20 protein-coding genes are annotated in these 20156 nt (G+C 71.8%); 12 read left to right on the top strand and 8 right to left on the bottom strand.

The features are described from left to right. Positions 1-792 (bottom strand): 2-cyclohexenylcarbonyl CoA isomerase, encoded by a 792-nt coding sequence (gene chcB / locus ACZ6BB_RS10835; protein ID WP_471614938.1) that lies wholly within the window; start codon positions 790-792, stop codon positions 1-3. A gap of 375 nt (positions 793-1167) precedes the next feature. Here chcB and ACZ6BB_RS10830 point away from each other — a divergent pair, with 375 nt between their 5' ends. After that, a complete protein-coding gene (locus ACZ6BB_RS10830) occupies positions 1168-1335 on the top strand; it encodes a DUF3117 domain-containing protein (RefSeq protein WP_003966491.1) in 168 nt (55 codons plus the stop codon). A 114-nt stretch (positions 1336-1449) separates the two neighbouring features. Here ACZ6BB_RS10830 and ACZ6BB_RS10825 read toward each other — a convergent pair whose 3' ends face one another. After that, entirely contained in the window at positions 1450-2151 is a 702-nt protein-coding gene (locus ACZ6BB_RS10825) for an O-methyltransferase (RefSeq protein WP_450939602.1), read from the bottom strand. Positions 2152-2420: 269 nt separating this feature from the next. Between ACZ6BB_RS10825 and sigE the strand changes: the two genes are divergently transcribed. The 5 genes from sigE to ACZ6BB_RS10800 all read left to right on the top strand — a co-directional run bounded on the left by sigE (position 2421) and on the right by ACZ6BB_RS10800 (position 8617). Beyond that, positions 2421-3122: an RNA polymerase sigma factor SigE gene (gene sigE, locus ACZ6BB_RS10820; protein ID WP_471614937.1), complete on the top strand. Its 702-nt coding sequence runs from the start codon at positions 2421-2423 to the stop codon at positions 3120-3122. Beyond that, entirely contained in the window at positions 3119-4351 is a 1233-nt protein-coding gene (locus ACZ6BB_RS10815; RefSeq protein WP_471614936.1) for an anti-sigma factor family protein, read from the top strand. Before sigE ends, ACZ6BB_RS10815 begins: the two co-directional genes overlap by 4 nt. 143 nt (positions 4352-4494) lie before the next feature. After that, positions 4495-6897, top strand: coding sequence for a S1C family serine protease (locus ACZ6BB_RS10810; protein WP_471614935.1), 2403 nt, complete (start codon positions 4495-4497; stop codon positions 6895-6897). 235 nt (positions 6898-7132) lie between these two features. After that, positions 7133-7597 (top strand): sec-independent translocase, encoded by a 465-nt coding sequence (locus ACZ6BB_RS10805; RefSeq protein WP_471614934.1) that lies wholly within the window; start codon positions 7133-7135, stop codon positions 7595-7597. Between the two features lie 348 nt (positions 7598-7945). After that, on the top strand, positions 7946-8617 hold the full coding sequence (locus tag ACZ6BB_RS10800) for a hypothetical protein (RefSeq protein ID WP_471614933.1): 672 nt from the start codon (positions 7946-7948) through the stop codon (positions 8615-8617). Between the two features lie 141 nt (positions 8618-8758). Here the strand turns inward: ACZ6BB_RS10800 and ACZ6BB_RS10795 are convergent, their stop codons facing one another. Genes ACZ6BB_RS10795 through ACZ6BB_RS10785 form a run of 3 tightly spaced genes read right to left on the bottom strand, consistent with a single transcriptional unit; the run spans position 8759 to position 11925 of the window. Further along, the gene (locus tag ACZ6BB_RS10795; protein ID WP_471614932.1) at positions 8759-9892 is read right to left on the bottom strand and encodes an Mrp/NBP35 family ATP-binding protein; all 1134 of its coding nucleotides are present in this window, start codon (positions 9890-9892) and stop codon (positions 8759-8761) included. Between the two features lie 43 nt (positions 9893-9935). After that, a complete protein-coding gene (locus ACZ6BB_RS10790) occupies positions 9936-10631 on the bottom strand; it encodes a DUF1003 domain-containing protein (protein WP_471614931.1) in 696 nt (231 codons plus the stop codon). Next, the gene (locus ACZ6BB_RS10785) at positions 10621-11925 is read right to left on the bottom strand and encodes a magnesium transporter MgtE N-terminal domain-containing protein (RefSeq protein ID WP_471614930.1); all 1305 of its coding nucleotides are present in this window, start codon (positions 11923-11925) and stop codon (positions 10621-10623) included. The genes ACZ6BB_RS10790 and ACZ6BB_RS10785 overlap by 11 nt, the downstream gene beginning before the upstream one ends. Positions 11926-12101: 176 nt before the next feature. Between ACZ6BB_RS10785 and ACZ6BB_RS10780 the strand changes: the two genes are divergently transcribed. Further along, positions 12102-12860, top strand: a complete 759-nt coding sequence (locus tag ACZ6BB_RS10780; protein WP_471614929.1) for a hypothetical protein — start codon at positions 12102-12104, stop codon at positions 12858-12860. 150 nt (positions 12861-13010) lie between these two features. Here the strand turns inward: ACZ6BB_RS10780 and ACZ6BB_RS10775 are convergent, their stop codons facing one another. After that, entirely contained in the window at positions 13011-13589 is a 579-nt protein-coding gene (locus tag ACZ6BB_RS10775; protein ID WP_471614928.1) for a hypothetical protein, read from the bottom strand. Between the two features lie 114 nt (positions 13590-13703). Beyond that, positions 13704-14828, bottom strand: coding sequence for a magnesium and cobalt transport protein CorA (locus ACZ6BB_RS10770; protein WP_471614927.1), 1125 nt, complete (start codon positions 14826-14828; stop codon positions 13704-13706). Positions 14829-15416: 588 nt separating this feature from the next. Between ACZ6BB_RS10770 and ACZ6BB_RS10765 the strand changes: the two genes are divergently transcribed. The 4 genes from ACZ6BB_RS10765 (at position 15417) to ACZ6BB_RS10750 (ending at position 18710) form a co-directional block, all read left to right on the top strand. After that, positions 15417-16001: a suppressor of fused domain protein gene (locus ACZ6BB_RS10765; protein WP_471614926.1), complete on the top strand. Its 585-nt coding sequence runs from the start codon at positions 15417-15419 to the stop codon at positions 15999-16001. A gap of 275 nt (positions 16002-16276) precedes the next feature. Next, on the top strand, positions 16277-16918 hold the full coding sequence (locus ACZ6BB_RS10760) for a DUF6758 family protein (RefSeq protein ID WP_033525501.1): 642 nt from the start codon (positions 16277-16279) through the stop codon (positions 16916-16918). A 133-nt stretch (positions 16919-17051) separates the two neighbouring features. Then, a complete protein-coding gene (locus tag ACZ6BB_RS10755) occupies positions 17052-17912 on the top strand; it encodes a PHP domain-containing protein (protein WP_471614925.1) in 861 nt (286 codons plus the stop codon). A 192-nt stretch (positions 17913-18104) separates the two neighbouring features. Then, a complete protein-coding gene (locus ACZ6BB_RS10750; RefSeq protein WP_013000871.1) occupies positions 18105-18710 on the top strand; it encodes a MarC family protein in 606 nt (201 codons plus the stop codon). A 135-nt stretch (positions 18711-18845) separates the two neighbouring features. On the opposite strand, the gene ACZ6BB_RS10745 is transcribed toward ACZ6BB_RS10750, so the two are convergent. Next, positions 18846-18998, bottom strand: a complete 153-nt coding sequence (locus ACZ6BB_RS10745) for a hypothetical protein (RefSeq protein WP_020113966.1) — start codon at positions 18996-18998, stop codon at positions 18846-18848. A gap of 237 nt (positions 18999-19235) precedes the next feature. Between ACZ6BB_RS10745 and ACZ6BB_RS10740 the strand changes: the two genes are divergently transcribed. Continuing rightward, positions 19236-20141: an NYN domain-containing protein gene (locus ACZ6BB_RS10740; protein ID WP_471615308.1), complete on the top strand. Its 906-nt coding sequence runs from the start codon at positions 19236-19238 to the stop codon at positions 20139-20141. Positions 20142-20156 lie beyond the last annotated feature (15 nt).

The raw sequence follows: 20156 nt of genomic DNA, 5'->3' as shown, positions 1-20156 counted from the left end.
TCACCGGCCCAAGTACTTGGGCTCCTCCTTGTTCACGAACGCCCGCACCGCGATCTGGTGGTCCTCCGAGGCCCCGGCCCGGGTCTGGAGCTCGTCCTCCTTCTCCAGCGTCTCGGCCAGCGAGTGCGAGAACCCGTAGGCCATCGCCTCCTTGATCGCCGCGTACGCCACCGTCGGCCCCTCGGCCAGCATCCGCGCCACCTGCTCGGCGGCGGTGTGCAGCGAGGACGCCGGAACGATCCGGTTCGCGATCCCCAGCTCGTACGCCTCCTGGGCCTTGATGCTGCGCGGGAAGAGCAGCAGATCGGCGGCGCGACCGGGGCCGATCACCCGGGGCAGGGTCCAGGAGACCCCGGAGTCGGCGGTGAGCGCGACCCCGGCGAAGGAGGTGTTGAAGGAGGCCGTCTCGGCGACCACGCGGTAGTCCGCCGCGAGCGCGAAGCCCAGGCCGGCGCCTGCGGCCACCCCGTTCACCCCGGCCACCACGGGCTTCGCCATCTCGGTGAGGGCCTTCACCACCGGGTTGTAGTGCTCCTTGACCGTGCTCATGACCTCCCCCGAGCCCTCGACCAGCAGCCCGATGTGCTCCTTGAGGTCCTGGCCCACGCAGAACGCCCGCTCGCCGGCGGCGGTCAGCAGCACCGCCCGCACCGCCGTGTCCCCGGCGGCCGCCTCCACGGCCTCCCGGAGCGCGACCTTCGCCGCGATGTTCAGCGCGTTCATCGCCTCGGGGCGGTTCAGCGTGATCGTCGCGAGTCCGTCGCGCACCTCGTAGAGCACGGTGTCGGCCATGGCGGTTCCCCTCCGGTGTCGCGGCAGGCGGCGTACCGGTGAGTACGCCCTCGTCACAGCACAGCATGGCGGAGATCACGGGTGGCGGCGGGGGCCGGACGTGTGACCTGCGTCAAAGAATCACCAATGGCGGAGCACCGGCCCGGGACCGTGCGGTGGCGCAGTATCGCAGTCACACCGCCGAATTGGGTGGTTTTGCTCGCGCGCGTTGCCCAAGCGATGCCGACCGATGTTGGTCATCGGGTCATGAGATGCGGGATAATGGCCTGGAAGCAATGTGTTCGATGCCGGTGTCGCGTGTCCCCAGGTGGGCCCGCGCCTGCCCTCCCGGGCGTCGGCTTAGGCGATGAGCTGGTTTCAGGAAGGGGTACGAGCATGGCGGCCATGAAGCCGCGGACGGGCGATGGCCCGCTCGAGGTGACCAAGGAGGGGCGGGGCATCGTCATGCGAGTTCCGCTCGAAGGCGGCGGTCGTCTCGTCGTCGAGCTGACCCCGGACGAGGCAGACGCCCTCGGAGACGCCCTCAAGAAGGTCGTCGGCTGACGCGCGTAGCGACCATACCCTTTCAGTTGCCCCGGCACCGCCGCACCCGGCGGTGCCGGGGCGCTGTCGTGCCGGGGGTGTCGCGGGGGCCGGGCAGGCCCCGGGAGCTGTCCCTCAGCGCTTGACCGCGCACAGCAGGCCGTCGCCCACCGGGAGCAGGGACGGCACGAGTTCGGAGCTCTCGCGGACCGTGCGCAGCAGCTCCCGCAGACGTATGACCTCGGTCGGCTGCGGGTTCGAGTCCACGGTGCGGCCGCTGGCGAAGACACCCTCGAAGGCGACGAGCCCGCCGGGTCTCAGAAGCCGCAACGATTCAGCGAGGTAGTCGAGGCACTCCAGCCGGTCGCCGTCACAGAAGACCAGGTCGTACCCCGCGTCCGCGAGCCGCGGCAGCACGTCCAGCGCGTGGCCCGGGATGAAGCGCGCGCGGTTGCTGGCGAAACCGGCCGCGCGGAACGCCTGCCGGGCGAACTGCTGGTGGTCGGGCTCCGGATCCACGGTGGTCAGCACCCCGTCCGGCCGCATACCGTGCAGCAGATGGATCCCGGAGACGCCGGTCCCGGTCCCGATCTCCGCCACCGCCTTCGCGTCCACGGTGGCGGCGAGCACCCGCAGCGCGGCGCCCGTGCCGGGCGACACCGAGCGCAGCCCTGCCTCGCGGGCCCGGTCGCGGGCCCAGCGCAGCGCCTCGTCCTCGGCGACAAAGGCGTCGGCGAACGCCCAGCTCGTCAGCCGGTTGCCGGTAATGACCCTCTCCTTATGTCCCCGTGGTTGCCTGGGCGTGACTGTATCCGTTGCCGTCGGGAACCTCCTGATGGGACCGGTCGTTTAAAGGGATGAGTGAGTGACGGGGGCCGCGTGGGGGGCACGGGATGGACGGGGCCGGCGAGCGGGCGAGCGGTTCGGGGCAGGTGCTGACCGAGTCATATGGGTCGCATCAGTCGAATGCGCCACATCGGCGCACATCAATTTCCTATAAAACCGCTTATCCGGAGCTAACGGGCGAGGTGGCTATGGTAGGGGCTCCACTGGACACCACCAGAGCCGACAGGGGAGGTGCGGCCGCGCCTGTGGATCGGGGAGGAGTGCTACGGCGCTTTCTCGGATCGGCGGGCAAGCCGAAATCCGTGAACGACACCGCTGACCACAGCCACGCCGCCGTCGCACAGACCGCGACCTTCACCACGGACGCGCACGCGCAGGCGTGGACTCCGCCCACCTGGGAGGAGATCGTCAGCACCCACAGCGGCCGCGTCTACCGGCTCGCCTACCGTCTGACCGGCAACCAGCACGACGCCGAGGACCTCACGCAGGAGGTCTTCGTCCGCGTCTTCCGCTCCCTGTCGACGTACACGCCCGGCACCTTCGAGGGCTGGCTGCACCGCATCACCACCAACCTCTTCCTGGACATGGTCCGGCGCAAGCAGCGCATCCGCTTCGACTCCCTCGGGGACGACGCCGCCGAGCGCCTGCCCAGCCGTGAACCCACCCCGCAGCAGATCTTCAACGACGCGCACTTCGACGCCGACGTCCAGCAGGCCCTCGACACCCTGGCGCCCGAGTTCCGCGCCGCCGTCGTCCTGTGCGACATCGAGGGACTGTCGTACGAGGAGATCGCCGCGACCCTGGGCGTCAAGCTCGGCACGGTCCGCTCGCGTATCCACCGCGGCCGCTCACAGCTCCGCAAGGCCCTGGCACACCGCTCCCCGGAGGCCCGGGCCGAGCAGCGCCGCGGGTTCACGGTGCCGCGGGTGCCCGTGCTGGGAGGAGGGGGCGCGCCCGCGTGAGTGGATCCCGTCCTACGTCTGCCGAGCAGCACCTGGGAGACCGTCTCTCCGCCCTGGTCGACGGAGAGCTCGGTCATGAGGCGCGTGACCGCGTCCTGGCACATCTCGCCACCTGCGCGAAGTGCAAGACGGAGGCGGACGAGCAGCGCCGCCTGAAGAACGTCTTCGCGGAGGCCGCCCCACCGCCCCCCTCCGAGAGCTTTCTGGCCCGGCTCCAGATGCTCCCGGCGGGCGGCGACGACGACGGCGGCTCGCCGCTGTCCGGTGGCTTCGGCGGAAGACTCGGGCGCGCGGTCGGCGGGCCGGCACTGCCCGGCTCCTCCGACTCCCGTGACCTCGCCGACTTCGGCGTCTTCGGCACCGGCGCAGACTCCTTCGGATACGTCCCGTCGGGACTGCACGGCGGCGCGCTGACGCCGTCGGAGGGCCGTGGAGTGCTGGGTGGCCGGGGCTTGTCCGGCGGCCGTGGGTTCCTCGGTGACCGCGGTTTCCTGAGCGGGCGCGGCTTCCTCGGCGGCGACCGCGGGACGCTGGGCGACGGTGGCTTCCTGGGCGGCGGACGCGGCCTCTCCGACGACGGTGACGCTGACGGCGACGGGGGAACGGACGGCCGGGCGGACCGGAAGGACACGGCCGGCGACGACACCCGGGGCACGGGCGACCGCGGTTTCCGGATCCACGCCGTGAGCAGGCCGGAGTCCGAGCGTTCGGCCTCCCGCGGCATGCGGTTCGCCTTCGTGGCCGCCGGCGCCGTGTCGCTGGCCGCGATCGCCCTCGGCGGTGTGACCAACGTGACGCCCGTCGAGACGGCCGACGCCCGCGGCGGTCCCGGATCCGGCAGCAATGTCACCCCGCTGCGGACGCAGGCCGCGAGCACGGTTCCCACCCCCGAGTCGCAGCGTCGCCGGGGAACCGTCGTGCCGCTGCTCGGGCAGGGCCTGCCTTCCCTGGGCGAGGTGCCCGTCGCTCCGACGGAGATCTCCGCGCCCCTGCTGCCCGGGGTCCCCGCTCCGGCCGGCCAGGACCGTGGGGCCGTACACCCGCTGACGGTGCCCGGGCCGGTCGACGCGGCCGCCGTGTCCCCGCTCATAGGCACGCTCACCGCCGCACCCCCGCTGGAGCTGCAGCTGACCGACTGGTCCCCGGCGCCCCAGCTGATGGGACCGGGCCTGCTGACGGCCCCAGACCCCGCCTCGTCTCCCACACCCATCTCTCCTGTCCTCCGCTGACCCCGAGTTCTGCCCACCGGCTCCCGAACCTGGTTGAATCCGGAGTGGGCCGTGTCCCGCTCGGGCCGGTCCCGGCCTGCGGAACTCGGTGAACGGTGGGCGGCGGGCCGGTCCTTGGGACGGGCCCTAGGTGTGGGGAGAACATGAACGAGGGGAAGCCCACGAAGGCGAAGTGGTGGAGCCGCCCCCGAGCGCACGGCCCTGGGGCCGACACGGCGGGGGACCACATCGGAACCGAGGGGCCCGACGGGCTCACGGGGCCGGCCGGCGCCACGGGGACCGCCGGGGCGCGGGGGACCACCGACGCAATGGGGCTCGGTGGGTCCGTGAGGGCCGATGGGGCGGTGGGGACCGCTGGTTCGTCCGGAAGGGCGTCCGCGGACGCGGTCCGTGAGCAGAACACCGAGGGTGACTTCGAGCTGGAGCGGCCGGTGACCGTGGCCGATCCCGATGGGGCCGGCACCGGGACGGACTCCGGCTCCCACTCCGGCCCCGACTCCGGCTCCGGCTCCGGCTCCGACTTCGAGCTGGCCACTCCGGATGCCGGGGCCGTGCTCCGGTCACGCTTTCCGTCGACCTCCGGACGGCGGCACGACCCGGACGGCGACTTCGAGTTGGAGCGACCGGCTGCCGTGAGCGGGAGCGGTCCGGCCGGCGAGTCGCCGAGTCCGTCCGCCGACGACTTCGGGACCGCCGCTTCCGACAGCGCTTCGGCCACCCGTGCAGGCGGGCCGGCCGCCACCGCTGTCGCCGCCGCCCGCGTGCCGGGCGAGCAGGGCGAACAGGGCGAAGCCGGTGCCGTGAGCGCCCCTGGAACGCCCTCGGCGCGCCCCGAGCCGCTGCACGACCCGGATCCCTACAGCACCCCTCCCTACGGCGAGCCCGGCCCCTGGGCGCCCGCTCCGCCGGTCCAGCACCCGGCGGCGACTCCCGCCCACGGGAGCGCCGTGGAGACGGGGACCCCGGCGCACGCGGCCCCCACGCCCACGCATGGCGAGACGGCACCGCCCGCGGCCGTGACACGCACCGGGCCGGGGGTGGCGCCCTCGGCGACACCCCCGCCCGCGCCGACGGTCCCGGGCGCGGACGCACCCGCGCCCGGTACGGCCGTGCATCCGGAGGCCGCCCTGCCCGCCACGGCGTCGTACGCGCAGGCGTCCGGGTCCACCGCGGCGCCCTACCCCGACTCCTCCCAGCCCCCGGGGGCCTCCTACGCGTATCCCTCCCAGCCGGCGCCACCGGCTTTCGGGGACTCCGCGCAGGCCGTGCCGCCGCCCTACACGGGAGGGTCGCAGCCGGCGCCGGCCGCCTACGCCGATCCCGCCCGGCCGCTCCCGGCCGAACCGCAGGGGCCCTGGCGGAACTACGACCCGTGGGCGGGCTCGGGGTCGTTGCAGCAGAACGGGGGCGCGGTGGACGACGTGACCCGGCGGCGTCGGCGCAGGGGGCGGGGCCTGCTGGTCGGGGCCGTGCTGATCGCCGTCGTGGCCGGGGGCGTCGGCGGGGCCGTGGGCGCGTACCTGGAACGCAACGGCGGGGTCGGGGCGGTCGAACTGCCGCAGAGCAGCGACGGCGTGACCGGGCGTGCGCCCGGCAGTGTCGCCGGTATCGCCGCCGACGCGCTGCCCAGCGTGGTGACCCTGCATGTGAGCGGGTCGAGCGCGCAGGGCACCGGCACCGGCTTCGTGCTCGACGAGCGGGGACACATCCTCACGAACAACCATGTCGTCGACCCCGCCGGTACGGACGGCGACATATCGGTGACCTTCAGCGGCGGCGAGACCGCCAAGGCCACCGTCGTCGGCCGGGACACCGGCTACGACCTGGCCGTCGTCAAGGTGTCCGGCGTCAGCGGCCTCAAGCCGCTGCCCCTGGGCAACTCCGAGGAGGTCCGGGTCGGCGACCCGGTGGTCGCCATCGGAGCCCCCTTCGACCTGGCCAACACCGTCACCTCCGGCATCATCAGCGCCAAGGAGCGGCCCATCACGGCCGGGGGCGAGAGCGGCGACGTGAGCGACGTGTCGTACGTGGACGCCCTGCAGACGGACGCGCCGATCAACCCCGGCAACTCCGGGGGGCCGCTCCTCGACGGCAGGGGCCGGGTGATCGGCATCAACAGCGCCATCCGGTCCGCGGGCGGCGGCTCCGAGTCCGACGGCGGCCAGGCCGGTTCGATCGGGCTCGGCTTCGCGATACCCATCAACCAGGGCAAGCGCGTCGCCGAGGAGCTGATCAACACCGGCAGGGCGAGCCACCCCGTGATCGGCGTCACCCTCGACATGGACTACTCCGGCGACGGTGCCCGTATCGGCGACAAGGGCGACGGAGGCGCGGCCGGGGTCACCGCGGGCGGCCCCGCCGACCGGGCGGGCATCCGCTCGGGCGACGTCATCACCGCGGTCGACGGCCAGCGTGTCCACTCCGGCGACGAGCTGATCGTCAAGGTCCGCGCCCACCGGCCCGGCGACCGGCTGGAGCTGACCCTGCTGAGGGACGGCGACGAGCGGACGGTCACGCTCACGCTGGGTTCGTCCGGTGACGACTGACGGTCAGCCGGCGGCCCCGACGGCGGGCGCGCACTGACAGCAACCTCACAGGCGGGAGCGCCGCGCAACCTCCCGCCGGGCAAACAGCTGGGAAAACCCGTCGCTCGGGCGTGGTCCGAAGCCGTGCGACGGTACCGGATCGCGGGGATGGCCGGGTACCGTGGATCCGGCCCGGACCACGGAAGACCTACCGAGGCCCGCGGATCGGGACCGAGGACATCGCAAGGAGCTTCAGGTGTTCAATGACATAGGTGCGCTCGAGGTGGTGACGCTCGTCGTCCTCGCCGTGCTCGTCTTCGGTCCGGACAAGCTCCCGAAGGTGATCCAGGACATCACGCGGACGATCCGAAAGATCCGCGAGTTCTCGGACAGCGCCAAGGCGGACATCCGCAACGAACTCGGACCGGAGTTCAAGGACTTCGAGTTCGAGGACCTCAACCCCAAGACGTTCATCCGCAAGCAGCTGGACAACGACGAACTGGGGCTGAAGGAGATCCGCAACGGCTTCGACCTGAAGAAGGAGATGGCCGAGCTGACGGACGCGGTCCACGGCAGCGAGTCCGAGTCGTCGTCCGCCTCCGCCGCCGCCATCGGCTCCGGCTCGGACGGCTCCGCGTCGTCCTCGTCCGGCGGAACCATCGACATGACGAAGAAGCCCGAGGCGGCCGAGCGTCCCCCGTACGACCTGGACGCCACCTGAGCCGTACGGGCCACAGCCGCTCGCCGGTATGACCTGTGCGTTCGCCCGGTACCACCCGGCCGCTCGGCGCCCGCACCACCGTCAGCGCCCGCACCGGCTCCGGCCTGCCCTTCCACGCCGAACGCCCGGACGCCGGCGTGCCCCCGACGTGACGCGATTCATACCGCCGCACACCCTCGTACGGACCGAAGCCGCCCGTACGCCGTCCTACGCGCCGGGCGCTTTCCCTGCTGCTCGGAGAGCTGTGGCTATGCTGCCCAGTTGTTGTGCGGACCGTAAGGAGAGCGAGCGACGACGCCCGTGGGGGGCGGGCCGCTCCGGTCCGTCGAGAGCTAGGAGGCGTCCGGCATGGAGACGACGAGTCGGGTAGGCGCGCAGGCGTCGGCCGCGGAGGGCGGACAACAGGTCCCCTCCGCCCGCCGCACGGTCGATGGTTACCTGCTGGCGCCCTTCCCTTGGTACGGCCTCGACGAGGCCTTCACGGGACCGCGCTGGCTGATGCAGGTGGGTATGTCGGCGGAGGGAGCCGTCGAGCACGGTTCGATCGGACACGGCGACGAGCCCTCGGTGCGCAACGAGTACACCGCCGCGGCGGACGACGAGGTCAAGGAGCGGTTCGCGGTCGTGGTGACCGTCGCCGCGAACGACGTGCGGCGCAGCGCGGACGGCACGGGCGTCCTGGAGGCCACGTCGGTCTCCTCGGCGGCGTGGCTGGCGGGCGTGGGGCTGCTGTCCTTCACCTGGCCGGGACAGCTGGACCACTCGCTGCGGGACGACTGGCTGGACCAGCAGACCGAGACGGCGTGGGTCCTCGCGGACGACCTGGCCGGGCCGGACTGGTCGACGCTGTCCCTGCCCGTGGACGGGGTGCCGACGCCGTTCCACTACCGCGAGTCCGAGTTCGGCTGGGTGCTCGCCGGGTCGACCTCGCAGGGCGTGCACGTGGGGGCGTACGGGAGAGGGATGAGCGCGTACGGGCTGGGCTTCGCCGTGATCAAGGACATCGAGGCGTACGCATAGGGGTGGAGGGCACCGCTGCGCTGTGCTGCGGTGCCCTCCATCGCCGTAGGGCTCGGGCGGTTCGGGGGCTGCGGGTGCGCCGTGGCGTGTCGCGCGGTTCCCCGCGCCCCTGAGGGGCGCCCCCCGGCCTCGACAGGCGCCTTAGAACTTGTTCCTCGGGGTGATGCCCAGGCTCATGCCCGACAGGCCCCTCTGACGGCCGCCCAGCTTGCCCGCGATGGCCCGCAGGGCCGCGCCGGCGGGGGAGTCGGGGTCGGAGAGGACGACCGGTCGGCCGTCGTCGCCGCCCTCGCGCAGGCGGACGTCGATCGGGATGCTGCCGAGGACCGGGACGGTGGCGCCGGTGGTGCGGGTGAGCCCGTCGGCGACGGTCTGGCCGCCGCCGGTGCCGAAGACGTCGACCATCTCGTCGCAGTGCGGGCAGGGCAGGCCCGCCATGTTCTCGACGACGCCGACGATCTTCTGGTGGGTCTGCACGGCGATGGAACCGGCGCGCTCGGCCACCTCGGCAGCCGCCTGCTGGGGCGTGGTGACGACGAGGATCTCGGCGTTCGGGACCAGCTGGGCCACCGAGATGGCGATGTCGCCGGTGCCCGGCGGGAGGTCCAGGAGCAGCACGTCCAGGTCGCCCCAGTACACGTCCGAGAGGAACTGCTGGAGCGCGCGGTGGAGCATCGGGCCGCGCCAGACCACGGGGGTGTTGCCCGGGGTGAACATGCCGATCGAGATGACCTTCACGCCGTTCGCGGACGGCGGCATGATCATGTTCTCGACCTGGGTGGGGAGGCCCTCGGCGCCCAGCATGCGGGGCACGGAGTGGCCGTAGATGTCGGCGTCGACGACACCGACCTTGAGGCCGTCGGCGGCCATGGCCGCCGCCAGGTTCACCGTCACCGAGGACTTGCCGACACCGCCCTTGCCGGAGGCGACGGCGTACACGCGCGTGAGGGACCCCGGCTTGGCGAACGGGACCTCGCGCTCCGCCTGGCCGCCGCGCAGGGCACCCGCCAGTTCCTTGCGCTGCTCGTCGCTCATGACGTCCAGCTCGACGGTGACGCCGGTGACGCCCTCGACCGCCGCGACCGCGTCCGTCACCCGCTGGGTGATCGTGTCGCGCATGGGGCAGCCGGAGACCGTCAGGTACACGGCGACCGCGACCGCTCCGTCCGCACCGATCTCCACCGACTTGACCATCCCCAGTTCGGTGATGGGACGGTTGATCTCGGGGTCGTTCACCGTCGACAGTGCTTCACGCACCGCGTCTTCCGTAGCCATAGGGACGATGGTACGGCGACCCGCGGGGCCCCTGGGAGCCCCGTCAGCGGTCGCCCTTGTCACGTCCGCGCGGGTGTTCCGGCGGGAATACCGTCCGGGTCCCGCGCGACCCCTGCCCGTCGTGCTCGTGCAGCTCCCTGACCAGGTCGTGGAGCTCCGAGCGCAGCCAGTCGCGGGTGGCGACCTCGCCGAGGCCGATGCGCAGCGCGGCGATCTCCCTGGTCAGATACTCGGTGTCGGCGATCGAGCGCTCGTTCTGCTTGCGGTCCTGTTCCAGGTTGACCCGGTCGCGGTCGTCCTGGCGGTTCTGCGCGAGCAGGATCAGCGGGGCGGCGTACGAGGCCTGCAGCGAGAGCATCAGGGTCAGGAAGATGAAGGGATAGTTGTCGAAGCGCAGGTCGCGCGGGGCGGAGACGTTCCACACCACCCACAGGATGATGACGACGGTCATCCAGACGAGGAACGTGCCCGTGCCCAGGAAGCGCGCGATCCGCTCCGAGAGCCGTCCGAACGCCTCCGGATCCCACTCGGGCAGGAATTTGGCCCGGCGCGGCAGCGGCTGGTCGAGACGGGTCCGGGGGCGGGCGGTGGCCCCGGAGAGCGTGCGCTCCCGCTGCGGGCCTGCGGAGGACGACGCGCGCTCCCGTCCGACCACGCCGGAGTGCGCCCGCTCACGCCCCGTGTGCCGGCTCTCCCGGGCTCCCGGCCGCCCTTCGCGCCCGTCCCGGTCAGGGGCCATCGGAAGCCTCCTCCTCCGCGACGGTCACGGAGTCGTCCTCGTGCAGATGGAACTCCGTCTCCCGCCAGTCCTCGGGCAGCATGTGGTCCAGCACGTCGTCCACGGTCACCGCGCCCAGCAGCGAGCCGCTCTCGTCCACCACGGGCGCCGCGACCATGTCGTACGTGGCGAAGAACCCGGCGACGGCACGCAGCGCCGCCTCCGGGTCCAGCGGCTGGAGACCGTCGTCGAGGATCGAACTGACCAGGGTGTACGGCGGGTCCCGCAGCAGCCGCTGGAAGTGGACCGTGCCCAGGTACTTGCCGGTCGGGGTCTCGTCGGGCGGCCGGCACACGTACACCTGAGCGGCCAGCGCGGGGGACAGGTCGGCGTTGCGGACCCGTGCGAGCGCGTCGGCGACGGTCGCGTCCGGGCGCAGCACGATCGGCTCGGTGGTCATCAGACCGCCGGCGGTCTTCTCCTCGTACGCCATGAGCCGCCGTACGTCCGCCGCGTCCTCCGGCTGCATCAGGGTCAGCAGACGCTCCTGCTCCTCCTCCGGGAGTTCGGCGAGGAGGTCGGCGGCGTCGTCCGGGTCCATGGCCTCCAGGACGTCTGCGGCGCGCTCCTCCTTGAGCTTGCCGAGGATCTCGATCTGGTCGTCCTCGGGCAGTTCCTCCAGGACGTCGGCGAGCCGGTCGTCGTCGAGGGCGGCGGCGACCTCGGCCCGGCGTTTGGGGGAGAGGTGGTGCAGCACGTTGGCGAGGTCGGCCGGGCGGAGCTGCTCGAAGGTCGCGAGGAGGTTCTCGGCGCCCTGCCCGTGCTCCTCCAGCGAGAACCCGGTGACCGCCGACCACTCCACTGTCAGCGTCTCGCCCTTGTGGCGCCGGAACGCGCCGCCCTTGCCCTTGCGGACGAAGACCCGGTCGATCTCCCAGTCCCGGCGCGCAGGCAGCTGCTGGACCGAGATGTCGCGGACCGTCACCTCCTCGCCCGTGTCCACGAGCTGTACCCGGCGGTCCAGCAGTTCCCCGACGACGAGCCGCTCGGTGGGGCGCTGTTCGAACCGGCGCACGTTCACCACCCCGGTGGTGATGACCTGGCCGGACTCGATGCCGGTGACCCGGGTCATGGGCAGGAAGATCCGGCGGCGGGTGGATAGTTCGACGACCAGGCCGAGCAGCCGCGGTGGCTTCCGGCCCACCCGCAGGATGGCGACGAGGTCGCGGACGCGGCCCACCTGATCGCCGTTCGGATCGAAGACGGCGACGCCGGAGAGATGGGAGACGAAGATCCGGGGCGCGACCGCCGCCATGAGCCGCCCCTTTCCTTCCCGTCGCGAGGGGAATGTCCGCCGAGGAGGGCTTCAGGCTAGCCCGTCCCGATCGGATATGCCCTGGTGAGCGGTGCGGACGGACTGGCTCCTGGGTGTGCCGGGAGCCCCGGTACTCTGCGGTACGCCTGGACTCCCCACGAAGAGGTGCATCGCCTGTGACTGTGATTCCCCGTACCCGAAGGGCCGCACTGGTGAGCGCCGTCTGCACCCTGGTGGCCTGCGGGCTGGGGCTGACGGGATGCGGCGAGGACCCCGACGAGGGCACGAACGGGGTCGGCAAGCTGGAGCCGGCGAAGATCCAGAGCACGACCCGGGCGGCGGCGACGGCGGCTGACACGGTCCGGCTGTCCGGTGCGGTGGTGACCAGCGGCAAGACCTACCGGCTGGACATGCGCCTGAAGGAGGACGGCGGAACGGGTTCGGTGACGTCCGAGGGGTCCACGTTCCGGCTGCTGAAGGTCGGCGAACACCTCTTCCTCAAGGCCGACAAGGACTTCTGGGACCACCAGGACACGGGGAAGAACGGCGGCGACCACGATGGGTCGGAGACCGACGCGGCGGACAAGCTGGACGGCATGTACGTGAAGGTGCCGACCGGGGACCCCGCCTACAAGCGCTTCAGCGGCTTCACCGACAAGAACGTCCTCCTCGGCAGCCTGCTCACCCTGCACGGCTCGCTGTCCAAGGACGGCCACCACGAACAGTCCGGCACCCGCACGATCCGCATCACCGGCGACAAGGGCTCCGGCGGCACCCTCGACGTCTCCCTGGAGGGCACCCCCTACCCCCTGCGCCTCGTCCGCGCGGGCGACGCCGGGACCATCCTCCTCACCGACTGGGGCAAGGACTTCACCCTGGAGGAGCCGGACGCGAAGTCGGTCGTGGACTACGGCCGACAACTGCCGACGTCGTAGCCCCGGGAGCGGGTCGCTCCGGTTGTCGGCGGGGGTGTCGGTGGCGGGCCTTGCCTTCTCCGGTTGACGGAGCGGTGGCGGGCCCTGCCCTCTCCGGACCGCCCTGCCGCCGACCCGCCCCGGCGGTCAGCCGCACCCCCGCCCGTGGCCTCAGCTTCCCTTGCGGCGGCCGAAGAGCAGGCGGGGTACCGCCGCCGGGATCGGGCGGCGCGTCGTCGCGGAGGTCGGTACCGGGCGCTGCGCCTGGTCGCCGTCGGGTGCCGGCAGGTTCGTTCCCGTCGGCTCCAGGCGGAGCACCCGGCACTCACGGGCCCAGCGGGCCGGCATCGCCTCGCCGTCGGGGGCGTTGAGGCGCTTGCCCTTGAGTTCGGCCACGGCGGCCTCCCACGCGGGGGAACCGGGGGCCAGCTCGACGACACGGGCGGCCCAGCCGACCAGCCGACCGCCCTTGTCCTTGCTGCGGACGGTCACCACGGCCGAACCCCCGTCGACCAGATCCGGGAACGGCTGCTCACCGGGCCCGTCACCCACCAGACACGCCGCCCCCTCGTGCCAGACGTGCCACAGCGCGCGCGAGGGCGCCTCCCGGCCCGGGAGCGCCCCGCCGCCTCGCACCCAGACGAGCCCGGACTTCTTGGTGGCCTCTTCGACGAGGGCCTGATCGAACAGCGCGTCACCGGTCGGTGGGGCGACGGTCGGCGCATCGGGGGCCGGGGAGTCGGAGGTCATGGGGGCAGCCTAACCGTGCCCTCGCCGGACGCCCCGGCCCCGCCACCGCAGCCGGCCGGCCCACCCGCCCGGTGCCCACTCGCCGGCCCGCCCGGCCGCGCAGCCCCGCGCCGTCTACAGCCAGCCGTTGCGCTTCAGCGTGCGGTGGATGCCGAGGCAGAGCGCCACCGTCACGCCGAGGACCACCGGGTAGCCGAACTTCCAGTGCGTCTCCGGCATGTAGTCGAAGTTCATGCCGTAGACGCCGCACACCATCGTCGGGACGGCGATGATGGCCGCCCACGACGTGATCTTGCGCATGTCCTCGTTCTGCGCGACGGAGGCCTGCGCCAGGTTCGCCTGGAGGATCGAGTTGAGCAGTTCGTCGAAGCCGACGACCTGCTCCTGGACGCGGGCGAGGTGGTCGGCGACGTCACGGAAGTACTTCTGGATGTCGGGGTCGATCAGCCGCATCGGCCGTTCGCTCAGCAGCTGCATGGGCCGCACCAGCGGCAGCACCGCGCGCTTGAACTCCATGACCTCGCGCTTGAGTTGGTAGATCCGGCCGGCGTCGGTGCCCCGGGGGGTGCCCTTGCGCCCGGGGGAGAACACCTCCGTCTCCACCTCGTCGATGTCGTCCTGCACGGCGTCGGCGACGGCCACGTACCCGTCGACGACATGGTCGGCGATGGCGTGCAGCACGGCCGAGGGGCCCTTGCCGAGCAACTCCGGGTCGTCCTGCAGCCGGTGACGCAGCGCCCGCAACGAGCCCTGCCCGCCGTGCCGCACCGTGATGAAGAAGTCCCGCCCGGTGAAGCACATGACCTCTCCGGACTCCACGACCTCGCTGGTGGCGGTGAGTTCGTCGTGCTCGACGTAGTGAATGGTCTTGAAGACCGTGAACAGGGTGTCGTCGTAGCGCTCCAGCTTCGGCCGCTGGTGTGCGTGCACCGCGTCCTCCACCGCCAGCGGGTGCAGCCCGAACTCGGCGGCGATATTGGAGAATTCGGCCTCGGACGGCTCGTGCAGGCCGATCCAGACGAAGCCGCCGTCGCGGCGCACCTGACGGATCGCCTCGTGCGGGGTGAGGTTGCGCTCGAAGGCGACGCGCGCCCCGTCGCGGTAGACGGCGCAGTCCACGACGGCCGTCGCCGCCTCCGCCGGACGCGTGGCGTCGTACACCCCGCCGTCCTTGCGCAGCGACAGGCGCGAGGGACGGGTCGGGCGGACCGCGGCACGCAGGTTGTGGATCATCGACATGAGCAGGCTCCTTCGCAACGAAAGGCCGCCGACGACGGTTGGAACTACCCGGAATGGGGACGTTTTGACTTCGGATGTTTCGCACGTCCACAAAGCGGGGAGCACCGCACCGTCGCGGTGACAGCTTCGCTTGATTCAGATCGGGCGACGCCCGGCCGGTGAGAGCGGGAGGCGTCCGATCGGCGATTCGGATCAAGACGGGAAAGAAGTGCTCTTCCGATGCGCGACGACCGACGAGCGGCACGACGCGAAACGAGGGTGGTAGCCGACGGAGCGAGAACTACGGCTACGACGGGAGCTACGGAACTCGGCGAGCGGAAGAGCGGGTGGTACTGCCAGGTCGACTTCGGTCCATCGCAGCCCCACCTCCTCCGGCCGGTCCCCCGTAAGGGACGTTCCATACCCCGTTCGGGGTTCCCCGTAGGGGAGTCAGTCTTTTCGGCCCGGGACGCGAAGGCATGAGAAGCCTTGAGCGCGAAGCCGCTGCGTGCTGCCCGCATGCTGTCCCGACCGGCGGCCCAGACTAACAGTCGGCTGCGGTGTCAAGGCGCCCGTTTGCCGGTTCCTGACGAGTTCTATGCTCGCATCATGGCTGATGTTCTTCCGTTGGTGGAGGCCCGTTTGCGCACCGCGCTGGGCGAACCGGACGCGCGCGCCGCGGTCACCTTCCTCGGCACGGACCGTGTCGAGGTGCTCCGTTTCGCCGACGGCGACGTCGTCCGGTACGCCACGCTCGGCATGTCCGCCCAGCCGATGGCCGACCCCACCGCGGTCCTCGCCGACCCGGTGAAGGGCCCCCGCGCCGAACTCGTCCTGTCCGTGCGCAACGGCGTCGCGGACACCGACAAGGTGCTCCGCCCGCTCGCCGTGCTCGCCGCGTCACCGCAGGTCGAAGGGGTGATCGTGGCGCCCGGCGCCTCTCTCGACGTGGGCGGTCCGCTCTGGCCGGGAGCCCCCTTCACCTCCGTGCTCGTCGCCGAGTCCGGCGGCCTGGTCGAGGACCTCGAACTCGACGCGCCCGCCGACCCCGTACGGTTCCTGCCCCTGCTGCCGATGACCGCCAACGAGGCGGCCTGGAAGCGGGTGCACGGCGCCCAGGCCCTCCAGGAGCGCTGGCTCGCCCGAGGTACGGACCTCCGGGACCCGGTCCGTACCTCCGTGCCCCTCGACTGACCGAAGGCCGACCGAAGACCGACCGGACGCCGACCGGACCGTTCGGTGCGACTTCCCCGTGTGACGGACGGCACGCCATACGTGACCGGAGGCGGCACCGCAGGTGGCCGAAAACCGCCGCTTCCCTTGGTCATGTGGGTAGTTGATCCCGGCAGCCGGCCCGACGGACCGGCCGCCGCCCGGAGACCGGTGGTCGTGTGCGGAATGTGACGCGCACACGCCGGTCGGGTGATCGTCCTTGACGCGAGGAAGCACGGGGAGGACCGTTGGGCCCTATGAGGGGCGAACCCAGTTGCCCGAAGTGTGGTGGCCGGGTCAGGGCTCCCGGCCTCTTTGCCGACTCCTGGCAGTGCGCCGCGCACGGGACGGTGCACCCGCTGCAGCCCGTGATCCCGCCCAGCGTCGAGGCCCTCAGCGTCGTGGTGCACCGCGCCAAGGTGCCCGTCTGGATGCCGTGGCCGCTGCCCGTGGGCTGGCTGTTCACGGGCGCCGCGTTCGCCGGTGACGACCGCAGCGGCGGACGCGCCACCGCCGTGGCCTGTTCGGGTCCCGGCCCGCTCGGTGGCGTCGGAGAGCTCGTCCTCATCGCGGAGGAGCTGGGCGTCGGCCTCGGCGCGCGGTACGCGGGCATCGACGGCCCCGACCCCGGGCCGTATCTGAGCGTCGAGAAACCACCCCAGGCGAAGGTGCTCGCCGCCGGGCGTCCCACCCCGCTGTGGCATGTCACCGGTACGCCGGACGACCGCGCCGTCTTCGCGGGGGAGGCGCTCGGACTGTGGCTGTGGGCGATCGTGTGGCCCGAACAGACGGGGCTCCTGATGTACGACGAGCTGGTGCTGACGGACCTGCGGGACGCCGGGGCGGAGGTGGAACTGCTCCCGTGCGGGGCGCTCTCGCCGCGCATCCTGGAGCCGTAGGAGCGTCTGTCCGTCCGTCCTCCGTACGGCCCCTGTAGGGGGCAACCCCGGGTTTGGGGTGTGACAGGACCGGTCGGGAGGAACGCTATCCTTGAGCGTCCGCTTCCGTTTCCCCACGCCTGGAGTCCGCGTCGTGCGTATCGATCTGCACTGCCACTCCACGGCCTCCGACGGTACGGACACCCCCGCGGAGCTGGTGGGGAAGGCGCGCGCGGCCGGGCTCGACGTCGTCGCGCTGACCGACCACGACACGACGCGCGGGCACGCCGAGGCGATCGCCGCGCTGCCGGAGGGGCTCACGCTGGTCACCGGCGCCGAGCTGTCCTGCCGCCTCGACGGCGTCAGCATGCACATGCTCGCCTACCTGTTCGACCCCGAGGAGCCCGAGCTGCTCGCCGAGCGCGAGCTGGTCCGGGACGACCGCGTGCCGCGGGCCCGCGCGATGATCGTCAAACTGAACGAGCTGGGTGTGCCGGTGACCTGGGAGCAGGTCGCGCGGATCGCCGCCGGCGGTTCCGTGGGACGCCCGCACGTGGCCACGGCCCTGGTCGAACTCGGTGTCGTACCGACCGTGAACGACGCCTTCACCGAGCAGTGGCTCGCCGACGGCGGCCGTGCCCATGTCGAGAAGCACGAGACGGATCCCTTCGAGGCGCTCCGGCTGGTCAAGGGCGCCGGTGGTGTCGCGGTCTTCGCCCACCCCGCCGCCGCCAAGCGCGGCCGGACCGTACCGGAATCCGCGGTCGCCGAGCTGGCCGCCGCCGGACTGGACGGCATCGAGGTCGACCACATGGAGCACGACCCGGCGACCCGGGCGCGGCTGCGGGGGCTGGCGAAGGAACTGGGGCTGCTCACCACCGGGTCCTCGGACTACCACGGGAGCCGCAAGACCTGCGTGCTCGGCGAGTACACGACCGACCCCGAGGTGTACGGCGAGATCACGCGCCGGGCCACCGGGGCGTTCCCCGTCCCGGGGACCGGCGGAGCCCGCTAGGCCCCGTCGTCATCCTTCCGTCCGCCTCGCGGCGGCCGCCCGCCGGGCGACGGCGGGTGTCCCTGGGTGGCCCTCCCGGATTCCTCTGCGGAAACGATTGCCCACCGTGGTGGCCGACCACCACACTGGGCTGCCCTCTCCGCCGTCCTCCCTCCTGCCTCTTCCGTTCTTCACTCCCCTCAAGGCACCCCTGTGTTCGATCTCGCCGTTTTCGGTTCCCTCTTCCTCACCCTCTTCGTGATCATGGATCCTCCCGGGATCACCCCGATCTTCCTCGGGCTCACGGCCGGGCGACCCGCCCGGACGCAGAAGCGCATGGCCCTCCAGGCCGTCTGCGTGGCCGGAGGTGTGATCACGGTCTTCGGGCTGCTCGGCCACCAGATCCTGGACTATCTGCACGTGTCCGTTCCGGCGCTGATGATCGCGGGCGGGCTGCTGCTCCTGCTGATCGCGCTCGATCTCCTGACCGGCAAGACGGACGAGCCGACGCAGACGAAGGACGTGAACGTCGCCCTCGTCCCGCTGGGCATGCCGCTGCTGGCCGGTCCCGGCGCGATCGTGTCGGTGATCCTGGCGGTGCAGAAGGCGGACGGAGTGGCCGGTCAGGTGTCGGTGTGGATGGCGATCCTGGCGATCCACGTCGTGCTGTGGCTGACGATGCGGTACTCGCTGCTGATCATCCGGGTCATCAAGGACGGCGGTGTGGTGCTGGTGACCCGGCTCGCGGGCATGATGCTCTCCGCGATCGCCGTGCAGCAGATCATCAACGGGGTCACCCAGGTCGTCCGGGCCTCCTAGCCCACCGCCCCCGGCCCCGGCGGCGCGGCGCCCCGGACGGCGAGCGTCCCCGGACGCCGAGAGCCCCCGGACGTCACAGAGCCCCGTACGGCATCGATGCCGTACGGGGCTCCGAAGTGTGTACGGACCCGCCCGTTACGAGGCGGTCACGTCGGCCGGGCGGATCCAGAGGCGCTGCCCGATGGCGGCGGCCTGCTGCACGATCCGGTTGACGGAGGCGGCTTCCACGACGGTGCTGTCGACGGGCGTGCCGCTGACATCGTCGAGTCGCAGGATTTCGAAGCGCAAGGGCTTCTCCCTTCGTCCGGTCATCCTCCTGAGGAGAATTACTGGTGGTGGTTCGCGGGTCATCGGTGCCCGGGTTCCATGAGGATTCAACGGTATGCATGTTACAAACATTCCTTACGCTAAGGAAAATTTTCGAGAAGCTAATTACTAGCGGGTGAGTGGTGCGAGGTCCATGTCTACCGACAGGCAGGAAGACTGACTGGGACCGGTTGTGTTCGCAGCGTGACCGCCGGGACAATGGACGTGATGAACGACGACCTCATGGCGCTCGCCGCCCGCATCGACCGAACGAACGAGCTGCTGCACCGCATGCTCGCCGAGGTGGCGAAGACACCCTCGACGCACGCGATCTTCGTCGATGCCGGGTACCTGTACGCGGCCGTGGGGCGCCTCGCCGCGGGGACGGAGGACCGGCGGTCCTTCGACCTCGACGCGGAAGGGCTCATCGACGCGCTGATCGACAAGGCACGCACGATCTTCGCGGACAGCCGGCTGCTCCGGGTCTACTGGTACGACGGGGCGCGCCGGCGCATCCATACGGCCGAACAGCAGTCGATCGCCGAGCTGCCGGACGTGAAGGTGCGGCTGGGCAACCTCAACGCCAACAACCAGCAGAAGGGCGTCGACTCCCTCATCCGCACCGACCTGGAGTCACTGGCCCGGCACCGGGCGATCAGTGACGCGGCCCTGATCGGCGGCGACGAGGACCTGGTCTCGGCGGTCGAGGCCGCGCAGGGGTACGGGGCGCGGGTCCACCTGTGGGGCATCGAGGCGCCGGAGGGCCGCAACCAGGCCGATCCGCTGCTCTGGGAGGTCGACAGCCAGCGGACCTTCGACCTCGACTTCTTCAAGCCGTACGTGTCACGCCGGGCCGCCGCCACGTACGACGCGCCCACCGGCGCCCGTCCGAGCCGCGAGGACGTCCGCTTCGTCGGCGCCCAGATCGCCGCGAAGTGGCTCGTCTCCCGGGGCCGGGAGACGCTCCAGGAGCTGCTCCACGGCCATCCGTACCTCCCCGGCTCCGTCGACCAGGACCTGCTCGTCGAGGCGGAGGGGCTGCTCCAGTACTCGCTGCGGGGGCAGGCGGACCTGCGCCGCGCACTGCGGGACGGCTTCTGGGAGCATCTCCGGGCGCAGTACTAGGAATACGGGCAGTAC

It is taken from the genome of Streptomyces sp. NPDC041108, assembly GCF_055592645.1.
The sequence above is the reverse complement of the archived record's forward strand: the minus strand, read 5'-3'. Positions and strand labels throughout refer to the sequence as shown.

Bases quoted from the DNA above. Each gene is read 5' to 3' on its own strand.
- chcB (WP_471614938.1), bottom strand. From the start codon at position 792: ATGGCCGACACCGTGCTCTACGAGGTGCGCGACGGACTCGCGACGATC.
- ACZ6BB_RS10830 (WP_003966491.1), top strand. From the start codon at position 1,168: ATGGCGGCCATGAAGCCGCGGACGGGCGATGGCCCGCTCGAGGTGACC.
- ACZ6BB_RS10810 (WP_471614935.1), top strand. From the start codon at position 4,495: ATGAACGAGGGGAAGCCCACGAAGGCGAAGTGGTGGAGCCGCCCCCGA.
- ACZ6BB_RS10800 (WP_471614933.1), top strand. From the start codon at position 7,946: ATGGAGACGACGAGTCGGGTAGGCGCGCAGGCGTCGGCCGCGGAGGGC.
- ACZ6BB_RS10795 (WP_471614932.1), bottom strand. From the start codon at position 9,892: ATGGCTACGGAAGACGCGGTGCGTGAAGCACTGTCGACGGTGAACGAC.
- ACZ6BB_RS10790 (WP_471614931.1), bottom strand. From the start codon at position 10,631: ATGGCCCCTGACCGGGACGGGCGCGAAGGGCGGCCGGGAGCCCGGGAG.
- ACZ6BB_RS10785 (WP_471614930.1), bottom strand. From the start codon at position 11,925: ATGGCGGCGGTCGCGCCCCGGATCTTCGTCTCCCATCTCTCCGGCGTC.
- ACZ6BB_RS10775 (WP_471614928.1), bottom strand. From the start codon at position 13,589: ATGACCTCCGACTCCCCGGCCCCCGATGCGCCGACCGTCGCCCCACCG.
- ACZ6BB_RS10770 (WP_471614927.1), bottom strand. From the start codon at position 14,828: ATGTCGATGATCCACAACCTGCGTGCCGCGGTCCGCCCGACCCGTCCC.
- ACZ6BB_RS10765 (WP_471614926.1), top strand. From the start codon at position 15,417: ATGGCTGATGTTCTTCCGTTGGTGGAGGCCCGTTTGCGCACCGCGCTG.
- ACZ6BB_RS10760 (WP_033525501.1), top strand. From the start codon at position 16,277: ATGAGGGGCGAACCCAGTTGCCCGAAGTGTGGTGGCCGGGTCAGGGCT.
- ACZ6BB_RS10740 (WP_471615308.1), top strand. From the start codon at position 19,236: ATGGACGTGATGAACGACGACCTCATGGCGCTCGCCGCCCGCATCGAC.